The 26,385-nt window shown below is 52.8% G+C and carries 20 protein-coding genes; 5 read left to right on the top strand and 15 right to left on the bottom strand.

Annotated features, from left to right (window positions below; all coding sequences use genetic code 11):
• Nucleotides 1-126: 126 nt before the first annotated feature.
• Together MHH82_RS01295 and MHH82_RS01290 are read right to left on the bottom strand one after the other, a co-directional pair.
• Entirely contained in the window at nt 127-1,743 is a 1,617-nt protein-coding gene (locus MHH82_RS01295) for an ABC transporter permease subunit (protein WP_012818474.1), read from the bottom strand.
• Nucleotides 1,736-2,488, bottom strand: coding sequence for an ABC transporter ATP-binding protein (locus MHH82_RS01290; protein WP_012818473.1), 753 nt, complete (start codon nt 2,486-2,488; stop codon nt 1,736-1,738). Before MHH82_RS01290 ends, MHH82_RS01295 begins: the two co-directional genes overlap by 8 nt.
• Before the next feature lie 251 nt (nt 2,489-2,739).
• Between MHH82_RS01290 and MHH82_RS01285 the strand changes: the two genes are divergently transcribed.
• Both MHH82_RS01285 and MHH82_RS01280 read left to right on the top strand, forming a co-directional pair.
• A complete protein-coding gene (locus MHH82_RS01285; RefSeq protein WP_145040375.1) occupies nt 2,740-3,504 on the top strand; it encodes a DeoR/GlpR family DNA-binding transcription regulator in 765 nt (254 codons plus the stop codon).
• 317 nt (nt 3,505-3,821) lie between these two features.
• Nucleotides 3,822-4,880, top strand: a complete 1,059-nt coding sequence (locus tag MHH82_RS01280) for a hypothetical protein (RefSeq protein WP_340962657.1) — start codon at nt 3,822-3,824, stop codon at nt 4,878-4,880.
• 164 nt (nt 4,881-5,044) lie between these two features.
• Here MHH82_RS01280 and MHH82_RS01275 read toward each other — a convergent pair whose 3' ends face one another.
• On the bottom strand, nt 5,045-5,929 hold the full coding sequence (locus MHH82_RS01275) for a GNAT family N-acetyltransferase (RefSeq protein ID WP_340969775.1): 885 nt from the start codon (nt 5,927-5,929) through the stop codon (nt 5,045-5,047).
• Between the two features lie 228 nt (nt 5,930-6,157).
• On the opposite strand from MHH82_RS01275, the gene MHH82_RS01270 reads away from it, so the two are divergent.
• Both MHH82_RS01270 and MHH82_RS01265 read left to right on the top strand, forming a co-directional pair.
• Complete coding sequence (locus MHH82_RS01270; protein WP_251500202.1) at nt 6,158-7,276, top strand: ATP-binding protein; 1,119 nt, start codon at nt 6,158-6,160, stop codon at nt 7,274-7,276.
• Nucleotides 7,277-7,581: 305 nt separating this feature from the next.
• Nucleotides 7,582-8,436 (top strand): alpha/beta fold hydrolase, encoded by an 855-nt coding sequence (locus MHH82_RS01265; protein WP_340962655.1) that lies wholly within the window; start codon nt 7,582-7,584, stop codon nt 8,434-8,436.
• A 1,120-nt stretch (nt 8,437-9,556) separates the two neighbouring features.
• Here MHH82_RS01265 and metG read toward each other — a convergent pair.
• The 3 genes from metG to MHH82_RS01250 all read right to left on the bottom strand — a co-directional run bounded on the left by metG (nt 9,557) and on the right by MHH82_RS01250 (nt 12,120).
• Nucleotides 9,557-11,197 carry a methionine--tRNA ligase gene (metG, locus tag MHH82_RS01260; protein WP_340962653.1) on the bottom strand — a complete coding sequence of 547 codons (1,641 nt, stop codon included), beginning with the start codon at nt 11,195-11,197 and terminating at the stop codon, nt 9,557-9,559.
• 368 nt (nt 11,198-11,565) lie between these two features.
• Nucleotides 11,566-11,886 (bottom strand): sigma-70 family RNA polymerase sigma factor, encoded by a 321-nt coding sequence (locus tag MHH82_RS01255; protein ID WP_036664899.1) that lies wholly within the window; start codon nt 11,884-11,886, stop codon nt 11,566-11,568.
• A 57-nt stretch (nt 11,887-11,943) separates the two neighbouring features.
• Nucleotides 11,944-12,120 carry a hypothetical protein gene (locus MHH82_RS01250; protein WP_012818465.1) on the bottom strand — a complete coding sequence of 59 codons (177 nt, stop codon included), beginning with the start codon at nt 12,118-12,120 and terminating at the stop codon, nt 11,944-11,946.
• Between the two features lie 159 nt (nt 12,121-12,279).
• Between MHH82_RS01250 and MHH82_RS01245 the strand changes: the two genes are divergently transcribed.
• A complete protein-coding gene (locus tag MHH82_RS01245) occupies nt 12,280-13,197 on the top strand; it encodes an ArsR/SmtB family transcription factor (RefSeq protein ID WP_012818464.1) in 918 nt (305 codons plus the stop codon).
• 354 nt (nt 13,198-13,551) lie between these two features.
• Here the strand turns inward: MHH82_RS01245 and MHH82_RS01240 are convergent, their stop codons facing one another.
• The 9 genes from MHH82_RS01240 to MHH82_RS01200 all read right to left on the bottom strand — a co-directional run bounded on the left by MHH82_RS01240 (nt 13,552) and on the right by MHH82_RS01200 (nt 26,270).
• Nucleotides 13,552-14,898, bottom strand: a complete 1,347-nt coding sequence (locus MHH82_RS01240; protein WP_340962647.1) for a glycoside hydrolase family 30 protein — start codon at nt 14,896-14,898, stop codon at nt 13,552-13,554.
• 111 nt (nt 14,899-15,009) lie between these two features.
• The gene (locus MHH82_RS01235; protein WP_012818462.1) at nt 15,010-16,653 is read right to left on the bottom strand and encodes a sugar ABC transporter substrate-binding protein; all 1,644 of its coding nucleotides are present in this window, start codon (nt 16,651-16,653) and stop codon (nt 15,010-15,012) included.
• A 96-nt stretch (nt 16,654-16,749) separates the two neighbouring features.
• Complete coding sequence (locus tag MHH82_RS01230; RefSeq protein WP_090910332.1) at nt 16,750-17,634, bottom strand: carbohydrate ABC transporter permease; 885 nt, start codon at nt 17,632-17,634, stop codon at nt 16,750-16,752.
• Nucleotides 17,635-17,657: 23 nt separating this feature from the next.
• On the bottom strand, nt 17,658-18,647 hold the full coding sequence (locus MHH82_RS01225; protein WP_012818460.1) for an ABC transporter permease: 990 nt from the start codon (nt 18,645-18,647) through the stop codon (nt 17,658-17,660).
• 113 nt (nt 18,648-18,760) lie between these two features.
• Entirely contained in the window at nt 18,761-19,780 is a 1,020-nt protein-coding gene (locus MHH82_RS01220) for a LacI family DNA-binding transcriptional regulator (protein ID WP_340969772.1), read from the bottom strand.
• Between the two features lie 173 nt (nt 19,781-19,953).
• A complete protein-coding gene (locus MHH82_RS01215; RefSeq protein WP_340962643.1) occupies nt 19,954-20,766 on the bottom strand; it encodes a phosphotransferase in 813 nt (270 codons plus the stop codon).
• Complete coding sequence (locus MHH82_RS01210) at nt 20,759-22,978, bottom strand: DEAD/DEAH box helicase (protein ID WP_340962642.1); 2,220 nt, start codon at nt 22,976-22,978, stop codon at nt 20,759-20,761. Before MHH82_RS01210 ends, MHH82_RS01215 begins: the two co-directional genes overlap by 8 nt.
• Nucleotides 22,975-24,312, bottom strand: coding sequence for an ATP-binding protein (locus MHH82_RS01205; RefSeq protein WP_340962640.1), 1,338 nt, complete (start codon nt 24,310-24,312; stop codon nt 22,975-22,977). The genes MHH82_RS01210 and MHH82_RS01205 overlap by 4 nt, the downstream gene beginning before the upstream one ends.
• Before the next feature lie 62 nt (nt 24,313-24,374).
• Complete coding sequence (locus MHH82_RS01200; protein WP_340962638.1) at nt 24,375-26,270, bottom strand: TerB N-terminal domain-containing protein; 1,896 nt, start codon at nt 26,268-26,270, stop codon at nt 24,375-24,377.
• Nucleotides 26,271-26,385 lie beyond the last annotated feature (115 nt).

Raw genomic sequence — 26,385 nt, 5'->3', positions numbered from 1 at the left:
AAGCGCATGCGTTCGCCTTTGTCTTCGGATTTCTACCGCTTAGTCATCTCAATCCGAGAAATCCGAAGACAACAGCGATCGGAAATACGATCCGGCATCGTAGCGGACAGGCGTGATGGGGCAGCTTTAGCGCTGCGCGGTTCTCCTCTGCCATGCGTCGCACACCAGCTTGATGATCAGATTCGTGAAGAAGATCAGCATTGACAGCACGAAGATCTCATTAAACTTGGCGAAATGCTGCAGCTCTTTGATTTTGCTGGCGACGAGCGACGTCTGGGCCGATACGAGAAAGATAATGCCGCTGATCGTTACCATGGCGTTGATGAAATAGTAGCTGAACATCTCGATGACGGTTGAGGCCGAGTTCGGCAGGATCACCCGATACACGGTCTTGAACCAGCTGTCCCCCAGCAGTTCTCCCGTGGTTTCCCAGGAGGGATTCATCTTGGACAGGGAGTTCTTGGCCATCAGGTACGGCGTCGTAAAGAAATGAACGATGTTGCACAGAACGATAATGAAAAAGGTCCCCTTCAGGCCGCTCCCGTTAAAGAAGAGCAGGTAGGATATCCCCAGCACCATGCCGGGCACCGTATTGGTTATCATGGATACGATGTCTACCGCGGACCGGGCCTTTAACGATGTACGCACATTGAGCAGCGCGGATAAGTACGCCATCAAGGTACCGAACAGCGCCGTCAAGAAGGCGACCCAGAGCGAATTGCGATATACCCCCGTCAAGTCACTCGATTGAATCACATCCCGCACATGCTGGAACGTGAAGGTCATGTCATAGGGGTAACTGCTCAACCAAGGAGCGATGAACATCACCGCAAAAATGGACAGCATGCCCGTCACAATGGCCGACGACATCACGCCGAAGGCGATATCCCGAACGCGCTGCCGCGGCAGCTCGATATCCGACAGCTTGTCATAGTGGAAATTCCACTTTTCCAGATAATTCAGCAGCCAGATGCCGAACACGGCCGGAATCAGCATCATCACCGCAATGACAGCGCCTTGATTGAAGTCCGGAATGGAACCCAGCATCACCTGGTACAGCTGCGTCGCCACGACCGGGTAGGTACCGCCGACGGAAGCCGGAATCCCAAAATCCGTAAAGCTTAAGATAAAGGACAGCACAAAGGCCCCGCCAAGGGCTCCCGCAAGGGGACGCATAATCGTATTCATGAAACTTCTCATCGTGCCGTCACCCATTAACTTGGATACGATGATGAATTTTTTATCAATGTACTTAAACGCGTTATGAATCAGCAGGAATACCGGCGGCAGCGTGTAAATGACGTAGCCGATGAGCAACCCGTTCCATCCGTAGATATCGAACAGATTGCGCCCGGCAAGCCGGGTGATCAAGCCCTGGTTACCGAACGAATACATGATGGCGAACCCATAGGTAATGGTCGGAAGCAGCATGGGGACCATGATGACGGTTTTCAGCAGGCCTTTGACGGGCCGGTATATTTTGGTGCAATGAATGGAATACGCGAGTATGAACCCCAGAACGGTCGTGATCACGGCCGTTACGCCCGATACCTTCACGCTGTTGCCGATCGCCTCGACGAATTCCCGATTCGCCCCTATGGATGCATAGTGTCCAAGGGTAAATCCCTGATCGGATCCGAAGGAGCGGACCAGCAATATGAGCAGCGGCAGGAACAGAAACACGGCGAACAATAACAGGATGACGGTGAAAATAACCCGCATTTCCGGCTTCGTGCTACGCATACTGTTCACCGAACAGGTTGTAGATGTTCTGCCTTTTGATATGCAGCTGCTTGATAATGAACTGCTTCACAAAATCATTGCTCGGATGATGGACAATCTCCTGGGGCGTGCCGAATTGGGCAATCTGTCCCTGATGGATGATCAGAATTTTGTCCGAGAGCGTCAGCGCCTCTTCCGGGTCATGCGTCACAATGATCGTGGTCAGCTTGAATTCCCTGGCGATCGACTGGATCCGCTGCTTGATCGATTCCTTGATCACGCCGTCCAGCGCGCTGAGCGGCTCATCGAGCAGCAGGATTTTCGGTTTCGTGACAAGCGTTCTGGCCAGGGCCACTCTCTGCTTCTGCCCCCCTGACAGTTCGCCGATCCGCTTGTCCAAGTGGGGCTGGAGCTCGAGAAAATCGATATATTCCCGGACCTCCTGCTCGCTCACGGTTCCCTTCTTATTGCGCAGGCCGTATACGATATTGTCGTAGGCATTCAAGTTGGGGAATAAGGCATAGTCTTGAAACACGATATTAAATCCCCGCTTCTTCATCGGTACGTTGCTCAGATCTTGACCCTGGAACACGATTTTTCCCTGATCCATTCGGGTGAGTCCCAAAATAATATTCAGCAATGTGGTCTTCCCGCTCCCGCTCGGACCGAGCAGCGATACTATCTCGCCGGTGCCGATTTCTACGTTGATGTCATCCAAAACCACTTTATCGTCGAATTGTTTGCAAATATGCTCTAGCTTCAGCAAACGGCTCACCTCCTTAAACACATCCTCAGTATAGAAACCATATGTAAATAAGAATCATGGGAACTGTTAAATGTAAGTAAATTATGCATATATCATTCATAAATTAATACTAACTATTGACCATATTCACTCAAAACTGATGCCTAACTTATGAATAATATAGGTAACTCTATTGAACATGGCCGTGCGAATCGGTAAACTAGACATGAATACAGGCATCAACCACTAATGCGGATTGAATGGGTGAGCGAATGTTTCCATTGGAGAGGCAAAAGAAAATACTTGAGCTGCTTACGATTCGAAAAGTACTGAAGATCACGGAGCTTACGGAAGAGCTGAACGTCTCCGTGGATACGCTGCGACGGGATTTGAACACCCTGACCAAGCAAGGGCGGATTGAGAAGATCTATGGCGGGGTAAAGCTCGTGGAGTCCCGGTTCGGCGAATCCTCCATGGATGAGCGCATGGTCAGCCAGCTGGAAGAGAAGGACCGGATCGCCCGCAAATGCAGCGAATTTGTTCATGACGGCGACTGCATCTACATCGACAGCGGCTCGACCACGTACCAAATCGCCAAATACGTGAAGCATAAGAAGAAGCTGACGGTGGTTACGAATTCACTTCCGGTTGCGATCGAGCTGATGGACAGCGACGTGGAGCTGATTATGATCGGCGGCAAAATCCGGCGGGAGGAGCAATCCGTCGTCGCGTATGAATACATCTTCAACTTTCATGAGCTGAATGTGCTGAAGGCGTTTATCTGCTGCAGCGGCATCACCATCGAAAAAGGCATCTCCGACTACAACCTGGAAGAAGCCATCACGCGCAAAAAAATGATCGAGCTGTCCAAAGAGGTGATTGTCATGGCGGACAGCACCAAGTTTGGCAAAGACGTTACCATTTCCATCGCTCCGCTCGACAGAATCGATACCATCGTGACGGATGCGAACGTCCATCCAAGCTTTATTCCAACTTTCAAGAAGACCAATACAACGCTTGTGATTGCAGATGAATAGAATAGAGAATCACGCCAAAAACGGACATTACCGATCGCCGAACGACAGCGAATATGGGAATGTCCGTTTTTTAATTCACACTGGCGGAGACCGGTGCCAGCTTATATGTATCGAGCCTTTTTCAGTATCCTGCATCCATAAGGATTAATCTTCTTTCCATGCATCTCCATCTCTCTTTATTATGTGGATGACGGACCTAGCCTCCTTTGTAAGCGGTTGTACATTAGAAGGGAAGTCCATATAATGATGAAGGAATGAAAATCAGGATATTTTTGTTATGTTCTGCGACACCATGCAGGTAGAGGAGGAATCTGATTATGAACGTTGGATCAGCACGAGCAGCGGCAACGGATTGGGTCTTGCAGCATGCCAGCAGGGAGCCTGGATTCATGGGTGCCTATTTCAGCGGCTCCACGGTCGGCAAGCCGGACGATGCCGAGATGGCTCCGTCATCAGACATTGACGTCGTTGTAGTCACCGCGGATCCGGAGCCCCCGCTGAAACCGGGGAAGTTTATCTACCAGGACGCCTTGATCGAGGTCACCTATCTGTCCTGGCAGGACCTAGCTTCGCCCGAGCAAGTATTAACGTCCTACCATCTGGCCGGCAGCTTCCGCGTAGACACCCTGATGTCCGACCCGACCGGACAACTGCGCAAGCTGCAGACGGACGTCTCGCGGCATTTTGCCGACCGGATCTGGGTCACCCGCCGCTGTGAGAACGTGCGCGAACGTATCATGAACGGCCTCCAATCCATAGATCCTTCCGCTCCTTGGCATCGGCAGGTGACCTCGTGGCTGTTCCCTACCGGCGTAACCACCCATATGCTTCTGGTCGCCGGGCTTCGCAACCCCACGGTCAGACTCCGCTATGCGGCCGTTCGCGACGTGCTGAAGGAATATAACCAAGAGGAGGTCTACGAGGAGCTGTTACGTTTGCTGGGCTGTAAAGACATGTCTGCCGAGCAAGCCATGAATCATCTCAACGGACTGGCCCGCACCTTCGACGCCGCTGCTGCGATTGCCAAGACGCCCTTCTTCTTCAGCAGTGACATTACGCCGGAAGCAAGACCGATTGCCATTGACGGCAGCCGCGAGCTGATCCTAAACGGAAGCCATCGGGAAGCCGTCTTCTGGATGGTGGCCACCTTCGCCCGCTGCCACAACATCTTGGAGGTTGACGGGACTCCTGAATTTCAGGAGCAGTATGTACCCGCTTTCGATGCGATTCTGGCCGATCTCGGCATAACGTCCACCGTTGACCTGCTCCAGCGGGCCGAAGAGACCCTCCGTTTCCTGCCGAAGCTGTGGGATGTCACGGTAGGCATTCTGGATGCTAATCCGAATGTATCCGGCGGCGAAGAATCAACCTCATAACTCCTAATTTCATATAGAAAAGACCACGCCAGGATTCGTTCCTGGCGTGGTCTTTGTTTTGTACATCGTGCGTATTACTCCTTATGCTTACGGTGCGTGGTCCGGGCAGGCTTCGATGGCTAATCGGCCAACATGCTTGACGCACGCATGGCTGTCGATCCTTCTTAGTGGCTTTCCTGCTCCATCGGCAGGTAAAACCGCTGCTCCTCTTGGTCTTTGGCAAAGCCGACCGACTGATAAAGTGACAACGCCGTATCATTGGCTGCCTTTACTTGCAGCTTGACCGTGGCGGACCCATGAGCCTGAAGATAAGACATGGCGCGGCAAAGCAGATATTTGGCGATCCCCCGCCGTCTCCACGGTTCCCGCACAAACACATCTTCAATCACGCCATCCCCCTCCTCCTGCCATGCCATGGTACTGCCGACGATTGTATCCCCTTCCAGAACATTCATGGCGATCCAGTTGGAATGCGCCTTATATTCCCGTAATCGTTCGAGACCCAGCGGCGCTTCCGGCCAAATTTCAGCTTCGAGCTTTAGATACTCCACTTCCTCTTCCGCAGACTCGATCCTCCACAATCGATTTTGATAGCGATCATCTAACGGCAAGGCAGGAATGGGCTCCTCCAACGATCGTTTCATGACATAAAGGTTCTCCAGCGGCTGAAACCCCTTCTTCTCCGTAAAAAAAGCGTTATTGGCGCTCTCATGGACATAATTGCCCACGCACAAATACGTCTCGTACGTCTTCGGCAAAGTCCTCATTAAGACAACCGCCCGTTCATACAGGACCTGATACAATTCGTCCAAAAGGTCGAAATCCCGCTCACGATGCGGAACCGCCTTGAGATTCACGTAAATATGATGCTTGCAGTTCGGGGCACATCCCGGCGGAATCACGTTTATGACCCCGACCTGACCCTTAGCTACCATCTTCCCGTCTTCGATAACGCAGAACACGTTTTCCCAATTCTCCCGGTCACCCACCCACCAGAACAGCGCATTCTCGGCGGATACCGCCTGATATAACTCGCCTAGCAGAGGCATGTCGCCCTGCCCAAAACTACGAATGATTCTTTCACTCAATGAATGCCACCAGCCTTTGCGTTCATTGTAAGCCGATCGGAGTGCCAACAACAGAGAAAAAACAACTATAGACAAACAAGCCGCCTTTTCAAACAACGATCTCCTTATAATGGGTGTACAATAATGAAATTACGTAATATAATAATTACGTAATAACATAATACTCTAAAGTGAGGTTGATGATTCCACATGACACGTGACCTGATCCAAGAGATGGATGTCTTAAAGAATCAAATGGCGGAGCTGCAGCAGCTTGTTTATCAAGCTCTTGTGGAACGAAAACCTGCATCCGCATCAAATCCATACCGCCAAGAAATCGCAACAGCGCCCACCATAAATGAACCCAATCCCGAAGACGGCTCTGTCTTCTACTCCGGGCAGGTGCACCTGAACGGACAAAACATCCGCTGGGAGCCACAGCAACGCCGATTGAATCAATTACTGGACATGAATACCGAGAAGGCGGCCAAAATCCTCGCTGCCCTGGGCAACAAGCAGCGCCTGGATATTTTGAAGGCCGTCATGGCGGAGCCGCTATCGGGATCCGAGCTGGTGGAACGGTTGAACATGGGGACGACGGGTCAGCTGTATCATCATCTCAAGGCGCTGCTCGGCGCAGACCTGCTCGTCCAGGAGCAGGGGGGCCGCTACGCTCTTCCCCAGCATCGAAGCCTGCCGTTCCTTCTGCTGTTGTCCGCTGCCGGCGATCTGCTCGATGCCAGCGATTACCTGGAGATGTCGGAAACCCGCAACAATGCAGGGATGTACTTCGGGCCCTCGCATGGCTTTGATATTCATCAGCTGCTTTGGGCCGTGGTGGAAAATTCGATTTTGGAGCATACGAGCGGGTATGGCGATCAGATCGGCATTTTCCTGCATGAGGATGGCAGCGTGACGGTGACCGACAACGGAAGAGGCATTCCGGTGCAGGCCCTCCCGAATTCCGATGTCCCCGTTGTGCAGTCGATTCTGACCGATGTCCACCGCTTCAACAACAGCGCGCACTTTCTGGTTCCCGGCGCGGAAAAAGGCATCAGCATTGCCGTGGTCAACGCCCTCTCCAAGCAGCTGTCCGTGGAAATTCGGCGTGACGGGAACATATACCGGCAGGAATACCGGCACGGCATACCGCAGACGGGTCTTTTGACGGTTGGTTTGACTCAAGAGACGGGAACCAGCGTGACGTTCAAGCCCGAACCGGAATTGTTCAGCTCGGCCTTTGAATTTGACCGCATCCTCGAGCGCAAGGACGCGATTGCCGCGGATTATCCTGCACTTGCCCTGACCATTCGGAACACCGCTGAATAAAGTGGCTTTTCGAAGCGGTCCTAATTTGTATACTTTGCTTTTTTTGCAGCAGCGGCAGATATGGTTGGCAACCATCCAAGCATGCCCCGGACCACACGTCGTGCGCACAGGGGGCAGTTTCGCACGATGCATGAAAGCCTGGTATCCGGTACACCGAGTGCCTGCGCTCCTATGCTATACTGAGCTTGAACGAACGCTAATCGAGGTGATATAGAATGCTGGAACGTTCTATGGAGAATGTAATGGAATCCGAACAGAAAGGGGCTGATGCGATTAAAATATAAAACGAAACGAGGACGATACACATGAATACGCAAGATATGGTAATGAGCGAGGGTTTTGCATTGAATGTTTCAATTCGCGGGAACGGCAAACCCATATTGGTGGTGGGAAGCAGCGTTTACTACCCCCGCTTGTTTTCGGAGCAGCTTTATACGTCATTTCAATTGATTTTCCTGGACCATCGAGGCTTTGTGGAGCCTCCTCGGACACTGGAACCGGAAGACTATACGCTGAATAAGGTTCTGGATGATATCGAAAGGGCAAGACAAGCGCTGGGACTGGAGGATTTTATCATATTGGGGCATTCAGGACACGCCTTTATGGCGCTGGCGTATGCCCAAACCTTTCCGGAACGCGTCAGCAAGGTGATCCTGCTAAATACGGGCCCGACCAACAGCCCGGAGCGGCAGCAGCAGAGTTTCGCTTTTTTCAATGAGACGGCAAGCCCTGAGCGGAAACGGCAGTTCGAAGCGGATATCGCCCTGCTGGAGGAGGATGTCCGAAAGGAGCCTGAACGTCGGTTTGCTCATATGTGCATTCGGATGGGAGCCCACAGCTTTTATGATTATGCCTATGATGCGGCTTGGATGTGGGAGGGGGTCTTCACCAGCATGCCCGTCTTGGATCATTTATGGGGAGAAGCCTTCGCGCGGCTGAATCTGATCGATTCCCTGGAAGAGGTCAATATTCCCGTCTTCATCGGTCTTGGACGGTACGACTATTTGGTCGGCCCCGTGTCGCTATGGGATGCCGTAGACGGCTCGCAAGCAAACGTGAGGAAGGTCGTTTTTGAGCATAGCGGCCATAATCCAATGTTCGAGGAGCCTGAGCTTTTTAACGCCACTTTGACGGATTGGATTCAAGAAACGGATCGCTGATTTTGTAAAAGCTTAAATGAAGAGGAGCCCGGGGCATTCCCGCTAGGCTCCTTTTTGTATCCGCCAGTGCTTCAAGCGGCGTACTCTCGCTTCATAAGGCTTCAAAGAAGCATCATCCGATGCTCTACTCGCTCAAAGTCGCTCTTTTTTCAGTCGGATGCGGACACAGGATCCGCTATTTACTGATATCCGGGCCTCTCTTGGGCCAATAAGCGGATATGGATCCGCATTCGCTGATTTTCGTTCCTTTTTGAGTCCATGCGGACACTGGTTCCGCTATTTGTTGATATTCGAGCCTCTTTTGGGCCAATGCGGACATGATCCGCCATTCGCCGATTTTCGTTCCTTTTTTGAGTCCATGCGGACACTGGTTCCGCTATTTACTGATATTCGGGCCTCTTTGGGGCCAATGCGGACATAGGATCCGTTAATGCAGCTTTTACACGGTTGAATCCCAGTAAATTTTGAATATAGCGGATCTCCTGTCCTCAAATCGCTGCAATATGGCTAAAAACATAGAAATAACGGAACCATTGTCCTCCAAACGTCACTAATCCAGACCTATCCAACCCGCAAACCTTCATCACTCACGCGACGTTGCTTCATCAGTTTTCACCAATTGTCGAAGCCCCCCTACTACTCTGTTCCATTGTTCCTAGACTCTTGATACTGTGTTCCATCGATCCGACCCTTGATACTCCGATTCCTCGATCCCCAACTCTTGATACTCTGCTTCATCAATCCTCGGCTCTCGATACTTTTCTTCCTCGATCCTCACGCTCTTGTTACTTTGCTCCATCGATCCTCGGCTCTTGATACTTTGCTCCATCGATTCCCGACGTGATACTCTGCTTCATCGATCTCCGACTCTATATACTCCGCTTCCATCCTCGACCCTTGTTACTTTTTTTCCTTGATACTACCTTTCCTCGCCGAATCTTCTCTTGATACCTATATACCTCGATCGTTCCCTACTATTATCCCTACATCCCCTTCCCATGATCATGATCCTATTTCACCTTGCAGAGTCCTCTTACGAATACAAATTTCATCATGACGACAATAGCTCCCACCCTCCTGCAGGGTCTGACCTATGGGTGGGCAGCCGTGAGTTCCCCCATTAAAGGGACAGCTCCCCCAGCCGACGGCTCTCCTCCTCAATCCGGCTTGGGTCGATCCGCTCAAACAACAGCTCCACCCCATGAATCGGCCTGCCGGCCGGAACGTGGCACCACTTCCACGCAGGCGGCTCCAGCGAGAGAAAGTCCCGGATCCTATCGCAAGAGAACGGGATGAACGGCTGCAGCAGGTTTGCCAGATTGGCTATAATCAGAATGCAGGTGTACAGCGTGGTCCCACAAGCGGCTCGATCCTCCTTGATCTGAATCCATGGCTTCCGTTCATCAAAATATTTGTTCGCCAAGCGCACCACGCTGAAAATCAACTCCAACGCTTCTTTCAGTCGACCCTCCTCTATAAGCGCCCCGGCCTGCTGGTACAATGCCTCCATCCGGCCCTGCCACTCATCGGATATGCTGCCCTCAGGCACTTTCCCGTCAAACGATTTGTTCGCAAACACCAAGGTTCGGTTGACCAAATTCCCGAACGCGCCAAGCAGCTCGCCGTTATGGCTGTGAATGAATTCCCTCCAGGAGAAATCCGCATCCCGCTTCTCGGGGCCGTTCGCAATAAGGAAATAACGAACCGAGTCCGGCTGATACCGGCTTAACAAATCCGGCACCCATATCGCCCAATTGCGACTGGTCGAGAATTTCTTCCCTTCCAGCGTCATGTATTCGCAAGAAATGATCCGATCCGGCTGATGCAGATCTCCCGCTCCCTTAAGCAGCGCAGGCCAGATCAACGTATGAAACGGAATATTGTCCTTCCCATGAACATAGTAAGCAATCGCCTCGCCTTTCCCCTTGTGCCAAAAGGACTCCCAATCGCCGCCCGTTTCCGCGGCCCACTGCTTGCTGGCGGACAAGTAGCCGCTGACCGCTTCGATCCAAACATAGATTTTCTTATCCTCGAAGCCCGGAACCGGGACGTCCACGCCCCAGGTCAGATCCCGCGTAGCCGCTCGGTCCTGAAGCCCTTCCTCCAAGTATCTCTTGGTCATTTGCACGGCATTATCTCGCCAGCCCCGGGCGTTATTCAAATCATCCGCCAGCTCAGCTTGGAAATTCGACAAAGCTACATAAAAATGCTCGGTGGGCCGCTCCACCGGCGGGTTCCCGCAAATTTTGCAGGTCCTGTTCGTCAGGTCGGACGGATCAAGCATCGTGGAACAAGCATCGCACTGATCCCCGCGGGCCCTGCTCCCGCATACGGGGCAATCTCCTTCCACATAACGGTCCGGCAGAAACCGCCGATCGGTTTCGCAATACGTTTGCAGCACGGTTTTACGGTACAGATGGCCGTTGTCCAGCAGCTTCAGGAACAGCTCCTGTACCACGCCATGGTGAAACGCCTGATCGGTTCGCGTGTATAAATCGTAAGAGAAACCCAGCTGTGCAAAGCACTCCGCGAACTCCGCATGATACCGATCGGCAATATCCCCCGGCGTTACGCCCTCTTGAATCGCTTGCACCGCCACCGGCGTGCCGTGGCAATCGCTGCCCGATACGTACAGGACGCGATCGCCCTTCGCGCGGAAATAACGCGCCAACACGTCGCCGGGCAGGAGACTGGCAAGCCGCCCCAAATGTAAGGAGCCGTTGGCATAAGGCCAGGCACCGCCGATAAAAATGTTTGTCATGTCGTTCATCCTCCTTTTTTATGGACAACAAAAAAAGCCCTCATCCCAAAGGGACGAGAGCTTATGGCTCACGTGGTACCACCCAATTTCATTCATGCCTTGCGGCATTCACCTCTTCGGGTACGACGCCCATATATCGCGTGTATACCCTAGCACGTTAACGGGTGCGGGATCCGGCACAGCCTACGACCCCATGCAGGGTTTCGGTGCACAGCTCAGAGACCATATTCCCGAGGCTCCTTCTTTACCCCTTTTCACCAGCCGGGGCTCTCTGTTCAAAGACGCTGCCAAGGTACTCTTTCTCTTCATTGCTTTTGTCTAGCGTTATTCAACTTACTGGAAATCATACTCGAATTTCACGGAAGAAGTCAAGGGGACGAATGCGCAGCTTTTCTTGCCCTTTCCCGGCCGTCCCGTATCGCTCCCAGCTTCTTGCCCAGCATCATTTTAAGCTTCTTGCGGGCTCTGCTCATGCGGTTTCGGACATTTTCGGGCTCAATCTGCAGCACCTCCGCAATTTCCAGGGTGTTGAAATCCTCGTAATAGTACAAATACATCGGTTGTCTTAAGGTTTCGGGCAGCCTAAGCACGGCGGACAACAGCTCGTCATGGTTTTCTTCGCTGTACATTATCGATTCAGGCACCTGTACGGCCCACTCGCTTAAACGATTCTCAGCCAAAAGATCCATTCATTTCAACTCCTTTTTTCCCGTGTATGGATATGGATCGGTTCTTCCTTGTTCCCGTTAGTTCAAATTTCGAGCTCTTTTCTTGACCGGCTGAAATTGTCGTCTCTTCGCTGGGAAGAAGCGAGCCAACAAACGTACCCGATCATGCGTATATTTCCAGGACTCTCCGGCCTCTCGATCCAACTCCGCCTGCTGCTGCTTGATGAGAGATTCCACAACGAACCAATTGGTCATATCTAGTCACTCCTCTTCCCTCGCTCGTTAGTTCATATTTTTTTGAACTAAATATTTAAGTTCAATTATATATGAACTAATAAAAAGTTCAATATTTATTTTCCTTGGGATGTGGTATCATAAAAATGGAATAATGAGTGCTTGGAGGAGAGGATGATCATGACTCATATCAGAGTTGACTATTCGCCTGTTCACGAGCTGGTAACCAGCTTGTTCACATATGCAGATAATAAAAACCAAATGCATGATCTAGGGAATAAATGGAGGAAGGACATTCAGAAGAATCTGCCCGCGTCTTTTACGGATAAGCTGGAAGAGCTGGACCTGTGCGAGATCGTTGCTTATCTGCACCTGGTTATCGTAGACAGCCCGAAAAAAGACAACATCGAGCGTTTTCTTGCCTGGTTTGCCGATTTAGGAGAAGGGCAATTGTACGAAATCCTAGCGCCTTATCTAGAAGACGGATTTCCGATGGGGCTGAAAACATTCCGGGATCAGAGCCTTGAGATCATGACGGAGTGGCACCGGGTCTATACGATCTTGCCTGAGATTCACGACCTGCTGGGGCGTTCCGCTGCCCGCATGGAGCAGCTGAGCCGGGAGCTTTCCTGTATTGATCTGATCGATGAGGCAACGAACGGGATCGTGCTCGATCCTGAAGACGAATATAGCGCCATTCTTCTCATCCCTACTTATCACATCAAGCCGTTAAACCGGATGGACGAAGTGGGCAATCAACAGCTCATTATCAGTTATGCCGTAGACGATGAGCAGCAGGACGAGGATACGCCGACCAACCAGCTGCTGCGCATGACCAAGGGATTGGCTGACGAGAAGAGGCTCGTGCTGCTGCACATTCTCGCTGACGGCCCCGTCACGTTTACGGAGCTGCAGCAGAAGACCGGACTTTCCAAGAGTAACCTGCACTACCACCTTTCCTTGCTTAAAACCGCGGGCCTTTTGCGCATGCACTTCAAAATGCCGAATGAACGATATAAATACAGCGCAAGACCGGAATCCTTCACTCAGCTCAAGTCTTTCCTGGAGTCTTACGTGTTCGGTCTGACAAAAGAATAAGCGCTGCGTAGTCCCCCACCGAATTCGGGAGCACAGCGATAGTCATGTAAGAACTACACGCAAAGAGGCTCCCCTCTTTAGGAAGCCGGTACAGGATGTAAGGCGAAATGGCGAGTATAAAATAGCCTGCCGCATTAATAAAAACATCGATCGATATCCCCGGAAGGCAGTCCGTATACCGGAACGGAGCGTTGTCTTGCGAGATCAGGGCCACAAGCTCTAAAGGTTTATACGTTCTGATCTCTAACGAAAACAGAAAAAAGCCTGGAACCATCGTTCCAGGCTTTTTATCATTCAGTTATAGAGGTCGCAGCTTTCTATCGTTGCTGTTATAGAGGCCCCCGCAGCCTCCAATCAGTTGCTCTCTATCTTGACTGTCAGCGCACTCTTGGCCGGCATTTCCAGCTGCAACGCCTCTTCCCCGCGCAGCTGGATCGCCACGCTCTCCGGAGCCTCGCTGTCGTTGAACAACACGGCGGCAATCGAGCCGTCCGTGTTCTTGAAGGCTACCGAACGGATGAACTCATGGCTGGTAGATGCCACACGCCGCGCTTTGGGACGGATCACCTTGCTAAAGTGCGCCAGCGCGTAGTAATCCAGCGTATAGGTAAGCTCCTTCGTCTGCTGATTCACCGTCACGATGCCGCGGCAGGTGCTTTTTCCAAAGCCCGGCACGGTAGGTCCGCTCTTCTCGTCCAGTGCCATATTCCACAGCACGTAAGATTTACTGTGATTGCGGAGAATCTCGATTCCGGTCCGCATCACATTGGAGAAGGCTTGCTCAAACGGCGGAATCCACTCCCCGCCCGATCCTTCCGTAAAATGAACCTCTTTCCCCGGGAATGCCTCGAAGACTTCCGATTGGACCGACGGTTTGCCGCCGTACCAGTGCCAGGCAACCCCATCCACAGCGTCGGCCGCTTGCTCAAATACGGTCAGCGGGTAGTCCGGCTTGTCCCAGTTATGGTCATAACAGAGTATTTTCGTACCGATGCCGTTCTTTACGAATTGCGGCTTCAGATGGTTCTTGATAAAATCGCTCTGCGCTTCGGGCAGCATGATCATGCCGGGGTAATGTCCCGGCGAGTATAATGCCTCGTTCTGCGGCGTGACGGCATAAATCGGCAGCCCGTTGGCTTCATACCCTTGGATATAACGCACAAAATAATCAGCATACACCGAATAGTATTCCGGCTTCAGCTCTCCGCCGATCATCGACCCGCTCGTCTTCATCCAGCCGGGCGGGCTCCACGGGGAACCCATCAGCTTCACGTCCGGATTCAATCTCACCGCTTCCTGCAGAAGAGGAATGATATCTTCCTCGTCATGCGCAATGGAGAACTGCTCCAGCTCTACATCCGTCTGGCCCTCAGGCATATCATTGTAGCTGTAGAAATCACGCGCGTAATCCGATGCTCCCATCGGCTGGCGGAGTACAGATAACCCGATCCCTTCGTTTGGATCGAACAGCTGCGTCATGAGCTCGGAACGCTGCTTCGTCTCCAGCACCTGATGGATCAAATAAGCAGCGGAGTCCGTGAAGGACGCGCCGAAGCCGTCCATCTCCTGAAACGTCTGCTCCTCATCGATGACAACCTTATGCTTCGCTGCACCCGTAGTTACGGGCGTTAGCTGCGCCTTGTCTTTCTTCACGAATAATTCTTCTTCACCGTTTGACTGGTAGATGGTGATGTTCAGCATGTTGTTCCCCTCCAGGTTTCTTGTGTCTTCCTACCCATGGCCTACCGAAGATAACTTGGAAAGAGCCCCTCTCCTGTCAAGAAAGGGGCCCTTCCATCCATTAACGTAAACTTATTTCAGCCCCAGCTTCTCTTTGTTCGCTTTCATCTTCTCGTTGCGGACTTCGACGATTTTATCCCAGTTGTTATCGTCCAGGAACTTTTTATAATCGTTCAAGAGGCTATCGAAGGTTGCGTCGTCCTTCGAGCGAATCATGCTGACGAGCGTGGAGTTCCATTTCGTATTGATGGCCGTCAGGGAGCGCGCTTCCGGCGTGCCCTGATCCGGGTTGATATTCTCCAAAATAAAGTGCGGCGTCAGCTTGCCTTTGCCCCATTCCTGCATTTGCTTGATCGCATCCGGGAAAGCATCCCCGCTCAGCGCCTTGTGGCGGTCATGTCCGAAGAACATGAATTCGCCCATGCGGTAGTCCTTCTTGAACGTATCCGGATTGTTCATCTGGAGCTCCTTCACGTCTGGCAGGAATTCCACCGTTCCGTCTGCGTTCACTTGGTAAGTCTCGCCTTCGATGCCATAGTTCATCAGCATTTGTCCTTCTTCGCTTAACAGGTACGTGAAGAGCTGAATGGATTTGGCAGGGTCTGCGTTCTCTTTCGTGATAAAGCTGATCATCCAGCCCGTAATACCGGATTGGTTCAAAGTAGGCGCATGTCCGACCGTGCTTTGCGGTCCGTCAATCGCGATGTACTCTTTGCCTTTGTTGTTGCTGTAGAAGCTCTGCAGGTTTCCGCCCTGCTGCGGCGTGCCGTCCAGCATGATCGTTGCGTATTTGCCCGCCTTCACCTTCTCTTCAAAAGCCGTTCCGTCATCGGCAAAGCTGTCATCGCTGATCGCGCCGTCACGGTATACGGTATTGAACGCCTTCACCCAAGTCAGATAATCTTCATCCAGGTTCCGGTTATAGAAGCCGCCGTTCTCGTCTTCCAGCGGCACGCCGATGAAATCCTGCAGCACGTCGCCGAGCGAGCCCGTTCCTTCGCCGATGGAGTTGAAGCCCAGTGGAATCAGGGCAGGGAATTGCTTCTTGATATCCGCGAGAGCAGCCTGGAATTCCTCAGGCGTTCCCATCGCAGGCTTGCCGATAGCCTCGTACACGTCCTTGCGGATGATAAATGCCGTTTTGGCAGGAATGTTGCCGCTGTCATAGTCTTCCTGCGTATTGGAATAGTTCGGGTATCCGTACGTTTTGCCGTCCTTCAATTGGAACCAGTTGAGGGTATCCTGCGCCGCTACCTTATTGAAGTAAGGGTCATATTTCTCGGCCAGATCGTTCAGTGGCAACGCCCATGTAGCCGCTTTCTGTACGACAGGGGAGTTCGAGTCAAATGTCGTGATCAAATCCGGCATATCCCCGCCGGCAAAAAACGTATTCAATTTGGTATCGTCACCCGTAATGAATTTGATATTGATATTCAAGTCTTCCTTGATCTTCTTCGTTACAACGTCCTTGCCGAAATCCGTGTTCCACCAGTCCGCATTCACGTACCAAGTCAGCTCGGTGGTCTCTTCTTTTTTGTCCAGCTGCCAAGCCGGCTTTTCCGGATCCGGCGTATACCGGTCCTCGATCGAAACCCAATTCTCCTTCTTGGAGCCGGAGCCCCCCGATCCGCCGCAGCCGCTCACAACCAGCACAACGGCCATCAAAGCCGTAAGCAGCGTAAGTCCTCTCTTACCCATAGCCTTGTTCATCAACATCCTGTAACCCTCCCTTTAAATAAAAGCGCTTTCTCGATAAACCCTTGTCTTTACAGGCTTGCTTCTGTTCCACTCCCTTAAAGAGCTACGGCTTCGCTACTCTTTAACAGCTCCGAGCATCATGCCGGAGATAAAATATCTCTGTAATATTGGATACATCACAACAATCGGCAGCGTCGTCACGACAATTGTTGCTAGTTGGACCCCTTTGGTGGTCGTCTGAATCGCAACCGAACCGATATTTTGCATCGATTGGGTCTGGGACTGCACAATAATCTCATACAGCATCATCTGTAACGGATACAGCGACTGATCCGTGATATACAATTTGGTGGTCATAAAATCGTTCCACTGTCCGACTCCGTTAAAGAGGGCAATTGTGGCCATAGCCGGCATGGAAAGCGGAATGAAGATGCTCAGGAATATTCTCCAGTCGCCCCCGCCGTCGATTTTTGCCGACTCTTCCAGCGAATCCGGCACGTTGCGGAAAAAGTTCATCAGAATGATAACGTCGTAAAAGCTTAACAGAGCCGGAATGATATAAACCCAAAAGCTGTTTAGCAGCCCCAAGTCTTTGATCAACAAGTACGTCGGAATCATGCCGCCCGAGAAAAACATGGTGACAACGCCCATCGCCACGTAAAACTTGCGGCCGCGGACGTATTTTTTACTCAAGCCGTAACCCACCATGGCACAGAAGAACACGTGCGTGATGACCCCGATCACGGTTTTGGCCACCGAGATGAAGAAGGCATTCCATATGTTGGCATCCCTGAACACGGCCTGATAATTCTCAAGGGAGAACTCGGTAGGCCAGAAGATGAATCCGCCCTCGGCAAGGGATCTGCCCGAGCTGAAGGATGAGACGACGACGTTCCATAACGGAACGACAATGATGATCGTAAACGTAACCAGTAAAATGATGTTGATCGTATCAAAGATCCGGCTGTCGAGATCTCCTTTTGCTGCTTTGAAATTCACCGTTATACCCCCTTCTGCATGACCTATAGAACGGATTGATTATCGTTTAATTTACTGGTCACCTTATTCGCCGTAACGAGCAGAATGACGGAGATGATGGATACGCCCAAACCAACCGCTGTGGCATAAGAGAAATCTCCCTGCGTCATACCCATCCGGTACACGTACGAGTTAATGACTTCGGCCTTTTCCCGGTTCTGCGAATTCATGAGCACCAAGGTTTGATCCAGATTCGATCCCAATAAACCGCTTACAGTCAGGATCAAATTCAAGCTGATAATCATCTTCATGTTCGGCAGGGTGATGTTCCAGATTTGTCTCAAGCGGCTGGCCCCGTCGATTCTTGCGGCCTCGTAGTAGGTAGGATCGATCTTGGCCATGATCGCCAGGTACAGAATCGTTCCCCAGCCGGCCTCTTTCCAAATATCCGACAGCGTTGCAATCCACCAATACTTGCTTGGATCAAGCAAAATGTTTTGCGGCTGCGAGATCAGCCCCAGAGCAAGCAAGATTTCGTTGAACAGGCCGGATGTCGAGAACCAAGTAATGAGCATGCCGCCCAATACGATCCAGGACAAGAAGTGAGGCAGGTACGAGACGGTTTGGACGAATTTTTTGAAGCGCCCCATGCCAACCTCGTAAATCATAATGGCCAGAATAATCGGAATGACAAAGCCGATCGCCAATTTCAAGAAGCTGATGCCCAGCGTGTTGACGACGGAGTCCCAGAAATACTTGTCCGACATAATGATCTTGAAATTGTCCAGGCCAACCCACGGCGCGGAATCCAGTGTATCGATAACGGTGTAATTTTTAAACGCAATCGTCAAACCGTAAATCGGTATGTAGCAGAAGATGAACATGAAGATGACGCCGGGAATGATCATCGATTGAAGCTCCCATTGCCGCTTGTAATCCATAAAGAATTCCTTGATCCTCTGCCCCATGGGCTTCTTCCCGGTGGGTTGAACCGCTCCCGTGCCGGTTGACTGAACTGCAGCTGTTTTGCTCACCTGCTTAACCCCCTTTGATCAAAAAACGCATAAAAACGTTTTTATTTTTGGCGAAAAAACCCCAGAATTTATAAAATCATTTAAAAAACGTTTGACGCGTTCATTCCCTTCGGTTAAACCGGTTCATTCCGACTCATCTTCACGTGACTGGAGCCGCGAACGACCAGTTCTCCCGGCAGCTTCTGAATCTTGCCCTTCTCTTTCTTCTGAATCATGCGCACCAGATGATCCACGACCAGAATCCCCTGTCTGGCAATCTGATTGCGGACGGTCGATAACGGCGGCGTAAAATACTGCGCGATATCGATATCGTCGAAGCCTACAACGCTGACGTCCTGCGGAACCTCGTATCCATGAGACTTCAACGCCCGAATGCAGCCGATGGCGCTCACGTCGTTACCGGCGAGAAAAGCATCCGGCACTTTGCCAGGGTGTAAGTGAAGAAACGATTTGACGGCGTTATAGGAACCCTCTTCCTCGAAATAGCCTTGCAGTATGTAGTCTCCGTCGATCGGGAACCCGCACTCCCGGAGCGCAGCCAGATACCCTTCCTTCCGCTGCACGCTGTCAAACATCGTATCCACGCCGGAGATGTAGGCAATCTTCTTATGCCCCAGGCTGATCAGGTACTTGGTTGCTTCATAACCGGCTACGTAAGAGTCGAATATGATGCTGCCCATCGTTTCGTTCTGAACCTCGCGATCCAGGAAAACGGCCTTGATCTTATCCTTCTCCATGGCAGCGATGTCTTTGTCGTCGATCTTCAGCTCTTCGAAGATAATGACGCCGTCCACACGGCCGCCCATAATATTGCTCATGATCACCTGCTTATCCTTCGTCACAAACACGTTCAAACCATAACCCAGACGGTCACATTCCCGTGACATCGACTCCACCAATGTGTAGAAGTAAGGCCCTGACACGCTTGTCGTAAAGAAGCCCAGCATCTTGGTCTTGCCCGACTTCAACAGCTTTCCGTTCAGGTTAGGTACGTAATTGAGCCGCTCCGCCACCTTCAGCACAAGGGATTTGGTCTCCGGGTTCAATACATCTACGTCGTTCAATGCATTCGAAACCGTAGAAATGGAGACTCCGGCTTCTCTTGCCACATCCTTGATCGTTACTTTACCCATATAACCATTCCATTTCCTTTGCGATAAAAACGTTTTTATGTTCATAAGTTACCACATATGTGAGGTGAACACAATGCTTTTTTGGAAGGGGTTACAAATATTTTTTCAGTTATGCTCAACGACTATTGGGGGATAGATATGAAAAAAGCAGACACTCTTCAAATCGGTACCCTTCATCGGTACCACTCTTCGAAGTGTGCCTGCAGAAATTGAATCTCTCGTTCGTAATGGGCTACATGCCCCTCATCGATCATGTTCTGGTAAGCCTTGTTGCCTTGTGCCGCACCGGTTGTAAGTGTATCGCATAATGCCTTGAGGCGTCTTATAGTCCATTCTTTCAAGTTGGGAGGCTTTGATATGCCATAGGACTTAAAGAACAGCGATATTCTGTGCGTGCGATCCACAGCATGTAATTCCGATTGATAAGGTATCGATGTCCCTGTAGTGTAATCTATCGCAAAGCTTGCCAGCGGGACTGAGGTGTACAGCATATAAACCATGTCCCAGATTCTTGGACCTGGCGCAGCCAAATCAAAATCGATCAGTGCAACCGGCACTTCGTCTTGAAAAACGATATTGTATGGCGCGGCATCATTGTGACAGATCACCTCATCGTCCCATTCCCCCGAAGCCTGAGAGGTATGTGCAACCTCCGGTTGGATTGAAGTTGCAGCAAAGCCCTGTACGGCGTCATGATAACGCCGTAACAACGCTGCACTCTGGATAAGGGCATGGTCCGACCATATATAAGGTTTAAAATCAGGATATTGGTTTCCCGGCACTTCGCCAGGAATGTACGACAAGATCTCCCGACCGCTATGATCAATGCCTATGAACTTGGGGGCGCCTTCAAAACCCTGCTTATCCAAGTGTCGAAGCAAGTCATGCACGAAAGAACTCCATTTCGTAGTACGATGAACGTTATTACCGATACGTACGACTTCGTTCACATTGCCACCAGGAAGTATTTCTTCCTTGTCATTCATTCGTAGCTCCCCTTCCCGCTGCTCCTTGTGCCATCCCCAGCGCCTCGGCCAGTCCTTCCAGATCCAGTCCGTCGGCGGCAAAAGCGGTGCGAACGAGCTTCGGCGGGACGAACTCGTCATATTTGCCGAGATACGGCGCTTCGTCGGGATCGAGAAGCGCGTCGGCGTCATCGCAGTTCGCCAATTCCTGCTTGATTTCTTCCATCAGCGTTTCGTTATCGACCTTGCCCGCGACCACCATGTAATACGGCTCCATCGGCACGATAGATCGGAGAGCCAGCCGCTCCGACAGATTATGCTTCAGCAATCGCTCCAGCGTGCGAAATTGCTTGCTGCCCGCCCAAGGCAGAATGAACAGGGAGTCGCCGCCCGCCGGTATGACCACCTGTTTCAGCAGTCCGCTCTCCCGAGCAAGTCGGCGGGCCCGCTCCAGGCGATTCACCGCACCCGGTGCCAGGTACGGATAGATGGCGCTGTCAGCGAGCACCTCCCGCATCTTCTGCACCACGCGGGTATGCACATCGCCGCCTGCGCCAAGCCACAACGTATCGACCTTGCCCTTGGCCGACTTCACGTACAGGGCCTTATGCTTCGTGTCGACTTCCTCTACCTTCCACAGCTTGCCTGCCAGCGAGAAGCAGTAGCCCGGCGGCGGCACGGTCGTAATCGATCCGATTTCTTCCGACCCGTTATAGACGACATGCTCTTCATCGTCCTTAAACACCGCATAGAAGCGGTAATTGTTCACGATTTTCTCCCCGCCAAGGCCGATGATCAGGCTGCCTTCCTCCGTACGCTGGATGTGGTCCGTCTGGAGCAAATACTGCAGGAACTCCTTATATTCCTCCGGCTCGATGCCGCGGAAGGCCGGGAGCGTGAGCACCGCTCGCGCCAGATCCGGCGGCTCGGCCTCGCCCATGCTCTTGAGCGTGCTCATCGTCTGATGGTAAAGCACGCCGACCGGTTTCTTCCGCAGGGCCAGCGGTTCGACCCATTTCTCGCGAATATACAGCTCAATGACGGCAATGGCCCGGAGCAGCATCCATGGCATGCGCGCAGGCAGCATGGCCTCCTCGTCCTCGTCCTCCGGGCAGAGGAACATCATCTCGGAGGCCTGATCCCCGCGCCGGCCCGAGCGGCCCAGCCGCTGAACGAAGCTGGAGCAGCTGTACGGAGCGCCCAGCTGGATCACCCGCTCCAGCTCGCCGAGATCGATGCCGAGCTCCAGCGTCAGGGTGGCCGCCGCGACCGCCGGCCCCGGACCTTCGCGGAGCGCGGCCTCGGCTTCCTCGCGCAGCATGGCGGAAATGCTTCCATGATGCACATGGAAGACATCCCGCTGCTCGCGCTTGGCCGCAATCCGCCGCAGCTCGAGCGTGGTCAGCTCGGCATCCGAGCGGCTGTTGGTGAAGACCAGCGCTTTTTTCAGGTGGGTGTTGTCGTATACGAAATCGTAGTAGGCTTTGCGCGCAAGCTCCAGCTGCTCCGCCTGCTTCTCGTCCCGCGCATCCGGGAAGGAGAAATGCTCGACCGACAGCCGCAGCTTCCGCCCTCCTTGCGGCGAAACGACCTCGACCGCGTGCTTCGTGCCCGCGCCCAGCCAGCCGGCTGCGGTCTCGTAATCGCTGAGCGTTGCCGACAGCCCGATGCGGCGAGGCGAACAGGAAGCCATCCGCTCGATCCGGGTCAGCTGGCTCAGCACCTGAATGCCCCGGTCGGCTCCCATGAAGGCATGAACCTCGTCAATGATGACATACCGCAAATCCTGGAACAGCGCCGGGATGGCGTTCGGCCGGTTCATGAGCAGCCCTTCAAGCGATTCCGGCGTAATCTGCAGCACGCCCGACGGCTTCTGCATGAGTTTCGTTTTCTCGGCTTGGGACACGTCGCCGTGCCAATGCCATACCGGCACCTGGCCTTCCTTCAGCAGATCGGTGATCCGTTCGAATTGGTCGTTAATCAGTGCCTTTAGCGGCCCGATATACAGGATCCCGACCGAGCTGGAAGGCATGTTGTACAGCTCCGTCAGTGCCGGGAAAAATGCGGCTTCGGTCTTGCCCGATGCCGTGCCGGAAGCGATCAGCAGATGATTGGACGTGTCGAACAGGACGCGGCAGGCTTCCACCTGGGCCTCGCGAAGGGTGTCCCATCTTTTTTTATAGATAAACTCCTGAATGAACGGGGCCAACCTGGAAAAAGGATTCGCACTCATAGCTCAAACTCCGCCAGCAGATCGTCCAGATCGTCCGAAGGAGCATCGCTTTGCCCCTTGCCCTGCGGCTGCGCTGCGGCGCGCTCGCCTAGCAGCTCTTCAAAAGCAGCCTCCGGATGCTGATGCAGCGTATGCAGCAGATCCATGAAATCCCGCACCACCTCCCGGGTGGTCAGCAGCTCCTCAGCTCCAAGCCGGTTCACGGCCGTCTGCATGAACGCGATCAGCTGCTCATCCGTCAACTGCGCTTCGTACTTGAAATGCAGGGCATGGATGTCGCGCAGCTTTTGCAGGAGGATGAGAATCTCCTCATACGACAGCATGTCCAGCTTCAGGATAGGCGACGTGTAGGTTCTCAGCGAACTGCTGCCGTAGCGTCCGTCGATCAGGCGGGAGCGCAGCGCGTCATAACTGAACAGTCCCCGGCGCTCATCCTCGACAAACTGCGGCGTTCCGCCCATGTAGATGCCCAGATGCTCCGCTTTGCCCTGCATCGTGTCGTTGAACATGGTCAGCAGCTTCTCGTAGTTGCTCTGGCGGGACACGCTGTTGGTGATTTTGTAGAGGTTAACCCCTTCGTCAATGAACAGCAGCAATCCCTTATACCCGATGGCCGCCGTAAATTCGGACCACAGCTTCATGTAATCGTACCAATTGTCGTCATCGATAATGACCCCGACGCCAAGGTCCTTGCGGGCCTCCGTCTTCGTCGGGACTTCCCCGCGGAGCCAGCGCAGCGCCGCTCCCTTACGGTCATCGTCGCCAAGCTTATAGCCGTTCCAGTAAGCAGCGAGAACCTTCGCAAAATCAAAACCGTGCACCAGATTCTGCATGCCGTTCGTCACGGCATAAATCTGTGTTTCCACCTTATCGTTCAGCGCAGGGTCATCCGGGCGTAGGCCCGTCTCCTCCATGATGTCCTGCTGGATCGCGGCGATCCATTTTTGCAAAATGGCCTCCAGCGCGCCTCCGTCCGGACGCGTTCTCGTGGACAGATGGGTCATCAGCTCGCGGTATGTGGCAAGCCCTTGCCCTTTCGTGCCCACAAGCCGCCGCTCCGGCGACAGATCCGCATCCGCCACCACAAAATCGCGATCCATCGCGTAGTTGCGGATGATCTGCAGCAGGAAGCTTTTGCCGCTTCCGTAGCGGCCGGTAATCAGCCGGAAGGAGGCGCCGCCCTCGGCGATATTATCCATGTCGCGCAGGATCGACTCCACCTCCGGCTTGCGGCCGACGGCGATGAACTCCAGCCCCACCCGCGGCACGACCCCTGCCGTCAAAGAGTTCACGAGGGCGGTCGTGAGCCGCTTCGGTATTTTCAGTTCCGTCATGGTTCCACCTCTTTCAAGCATCTTACAGTCATAACGAGTCCAATCGATGTCAATCCGTCCGGTTACTCGGACTTCAATGTTTCCAGCATATCTATATAATCATCCGCAATGGACTCCCCATCGATCAACAGATCGCCGACGGTATCCATCGCGGCCTCGTTGATCTCGTCAAGCAGCAGCGCCGGCATGGAGCCGGCCTGCTCCGCAATCCGCTGCAGCTGCGTTCGGTTCGGTCCGGACTTGAGGGCGTGCAGGACCTCCAAGTGTATAAGGTTAAGACGCTCACCTAGCTCCTGCCATTCCTCATCCAGTCCGTCCGTATTCCAAACCACCGCACCCTCAGATGATTTACCAGCCGCCGGGACGGATGGTTCCTTACTCTCGGGTGCAGCGAGCGCTGTTCCTTCATCCTCCGATGCAGCGATTGCCCTTTCTTCCCTCTCGGTCAAAACAAGCGCTGCCTTAGCTCCATTCTGGTCTGTCTCTGGAATTGGCGCCTCTTCATAAATAACCGCATCAAAATCCATCACGGCCTGGAACACTTCCGGGTTCTTCGCCGCGGATTTTGGAGAGGAATGCCCCTTTGAAGACGCACCCGTTCTCCTGTTAATTGCTGCATGTCCCCCATAGCCCGAAGAGGCTCCCGCATCCGTTACAATTTCCGCTGCAGGTTGGCTGTTCTCCGCTTCAACCTCCTGCTGCCCGGCTTCCTCCGTAAGCAGCATGTCGCGGACCTGGTCCGATTCCCGCTGCAAGCGGCGAAGCTTCCCCGTATCGATCTGAACCTCAGGCAGGCTCTGCTTGCGCTCGGCCTCCATCTGCTCCTGAATCTCTTTTTTCAGATAACGGGTGATGATCTCTTCCACTTCGGGTTCTACCGCATCCGCCCCGCGCAGCCGTCCCTTGAAGCCCCTCAATTCCCGCAGCTTATTCTCGGTCAAGCGGACCAGCCCGGTTATATAGGAGCGTAAAGGAGCGTGCTCGCTTAAGGACACCACCGTCAGCACGACGGTTCGGCCGTATAACCCGTGATCGTACACCGCGCTGCGGAATAAATGCCGTTTCACCTGACGGGGCCGCGGCTGAAAGCGGTCGATAAGACGCTGCCCCTTCATTTTGGCTAAGTAGCTGTCCACGAGCGCAATCACCTTCGGAGCGTACCGTTCCAGATCCTTGCGGCCTTTCTCCTGGTAAAAACGGCTCTTTTCCACGTCATAATCCAACAAATCGAGCAGCAGCTCCCACGTCAGCTCCACCGGCTGGAGGGAGAACCGGCGCTTCCATTCCTTCTCCTTCAGCTCAGCGGATAGGACGCGCGGAAAACGCTGGTACGTCTCCCGGATCGGCATATCCAGGCCATGCACGATCATAAAATCATATAACCACTCCCGCAGATACGTATCCAGCTTGGCATAACGCTTGCGGTAGGCCGTCCACGCTTGCTCCATCAATGCATAGCCCTGCAGGGGATCGCTCCAGCCCACGCCATGGATCAGCTCGTAAAAATAGACAAAAAGATAGGAAAGGTCCGTATCCGGATATCGCCCGGACCTTACTTCCTCCCGCCAGTAAAAATACCATTTGAACTGGTCGCTGGCCATCTGGTCGTAGGTCGGCCAATAGCTTTTGAAGGCTACGAAAGGGGCCTCATCCTCCACATGCCATGCGAGTTCCCTTGCCTTCTGCACGAATTGCTGTTCCTTGGTCACATAGCGGAAGTCCTCGCCCCAATTCATGTCCAGGGGCTGCTGCGGCTTCACAATCAGGGAATTCTTCGCTTGCGCGTTAGGATTAACGATCTCCTGTTCCTGGTCATCCGGCCGCTTGTCAAGCAGTGGAATATCCTGTTCATCACCGGCCAGCTCGAATTCGGCAAAACGAATCCCTTGGTCGGTCACGTGCGTAGTATGTCTTATCGAATCTATGTGATTGTCGTTGTTAGGCTTATCGTTTTTCATCGAACATGAACCTCCGTCACAACTTCAATTATACCATTTAACCTATGGGCGCCACCTGAGTTTTCACATGTTTCTCATCTGTATTATAATGGACGGAATGATAGTCTAGCGAATG

It is taken from the genome of Bacillus sp. FSL K6-6540 (assembly GCF_038007545.1).
Note: the sequence above shows the minus strand (reverse complement) of the source record. Positions and strands in the feature narration are given on the sequence as shown.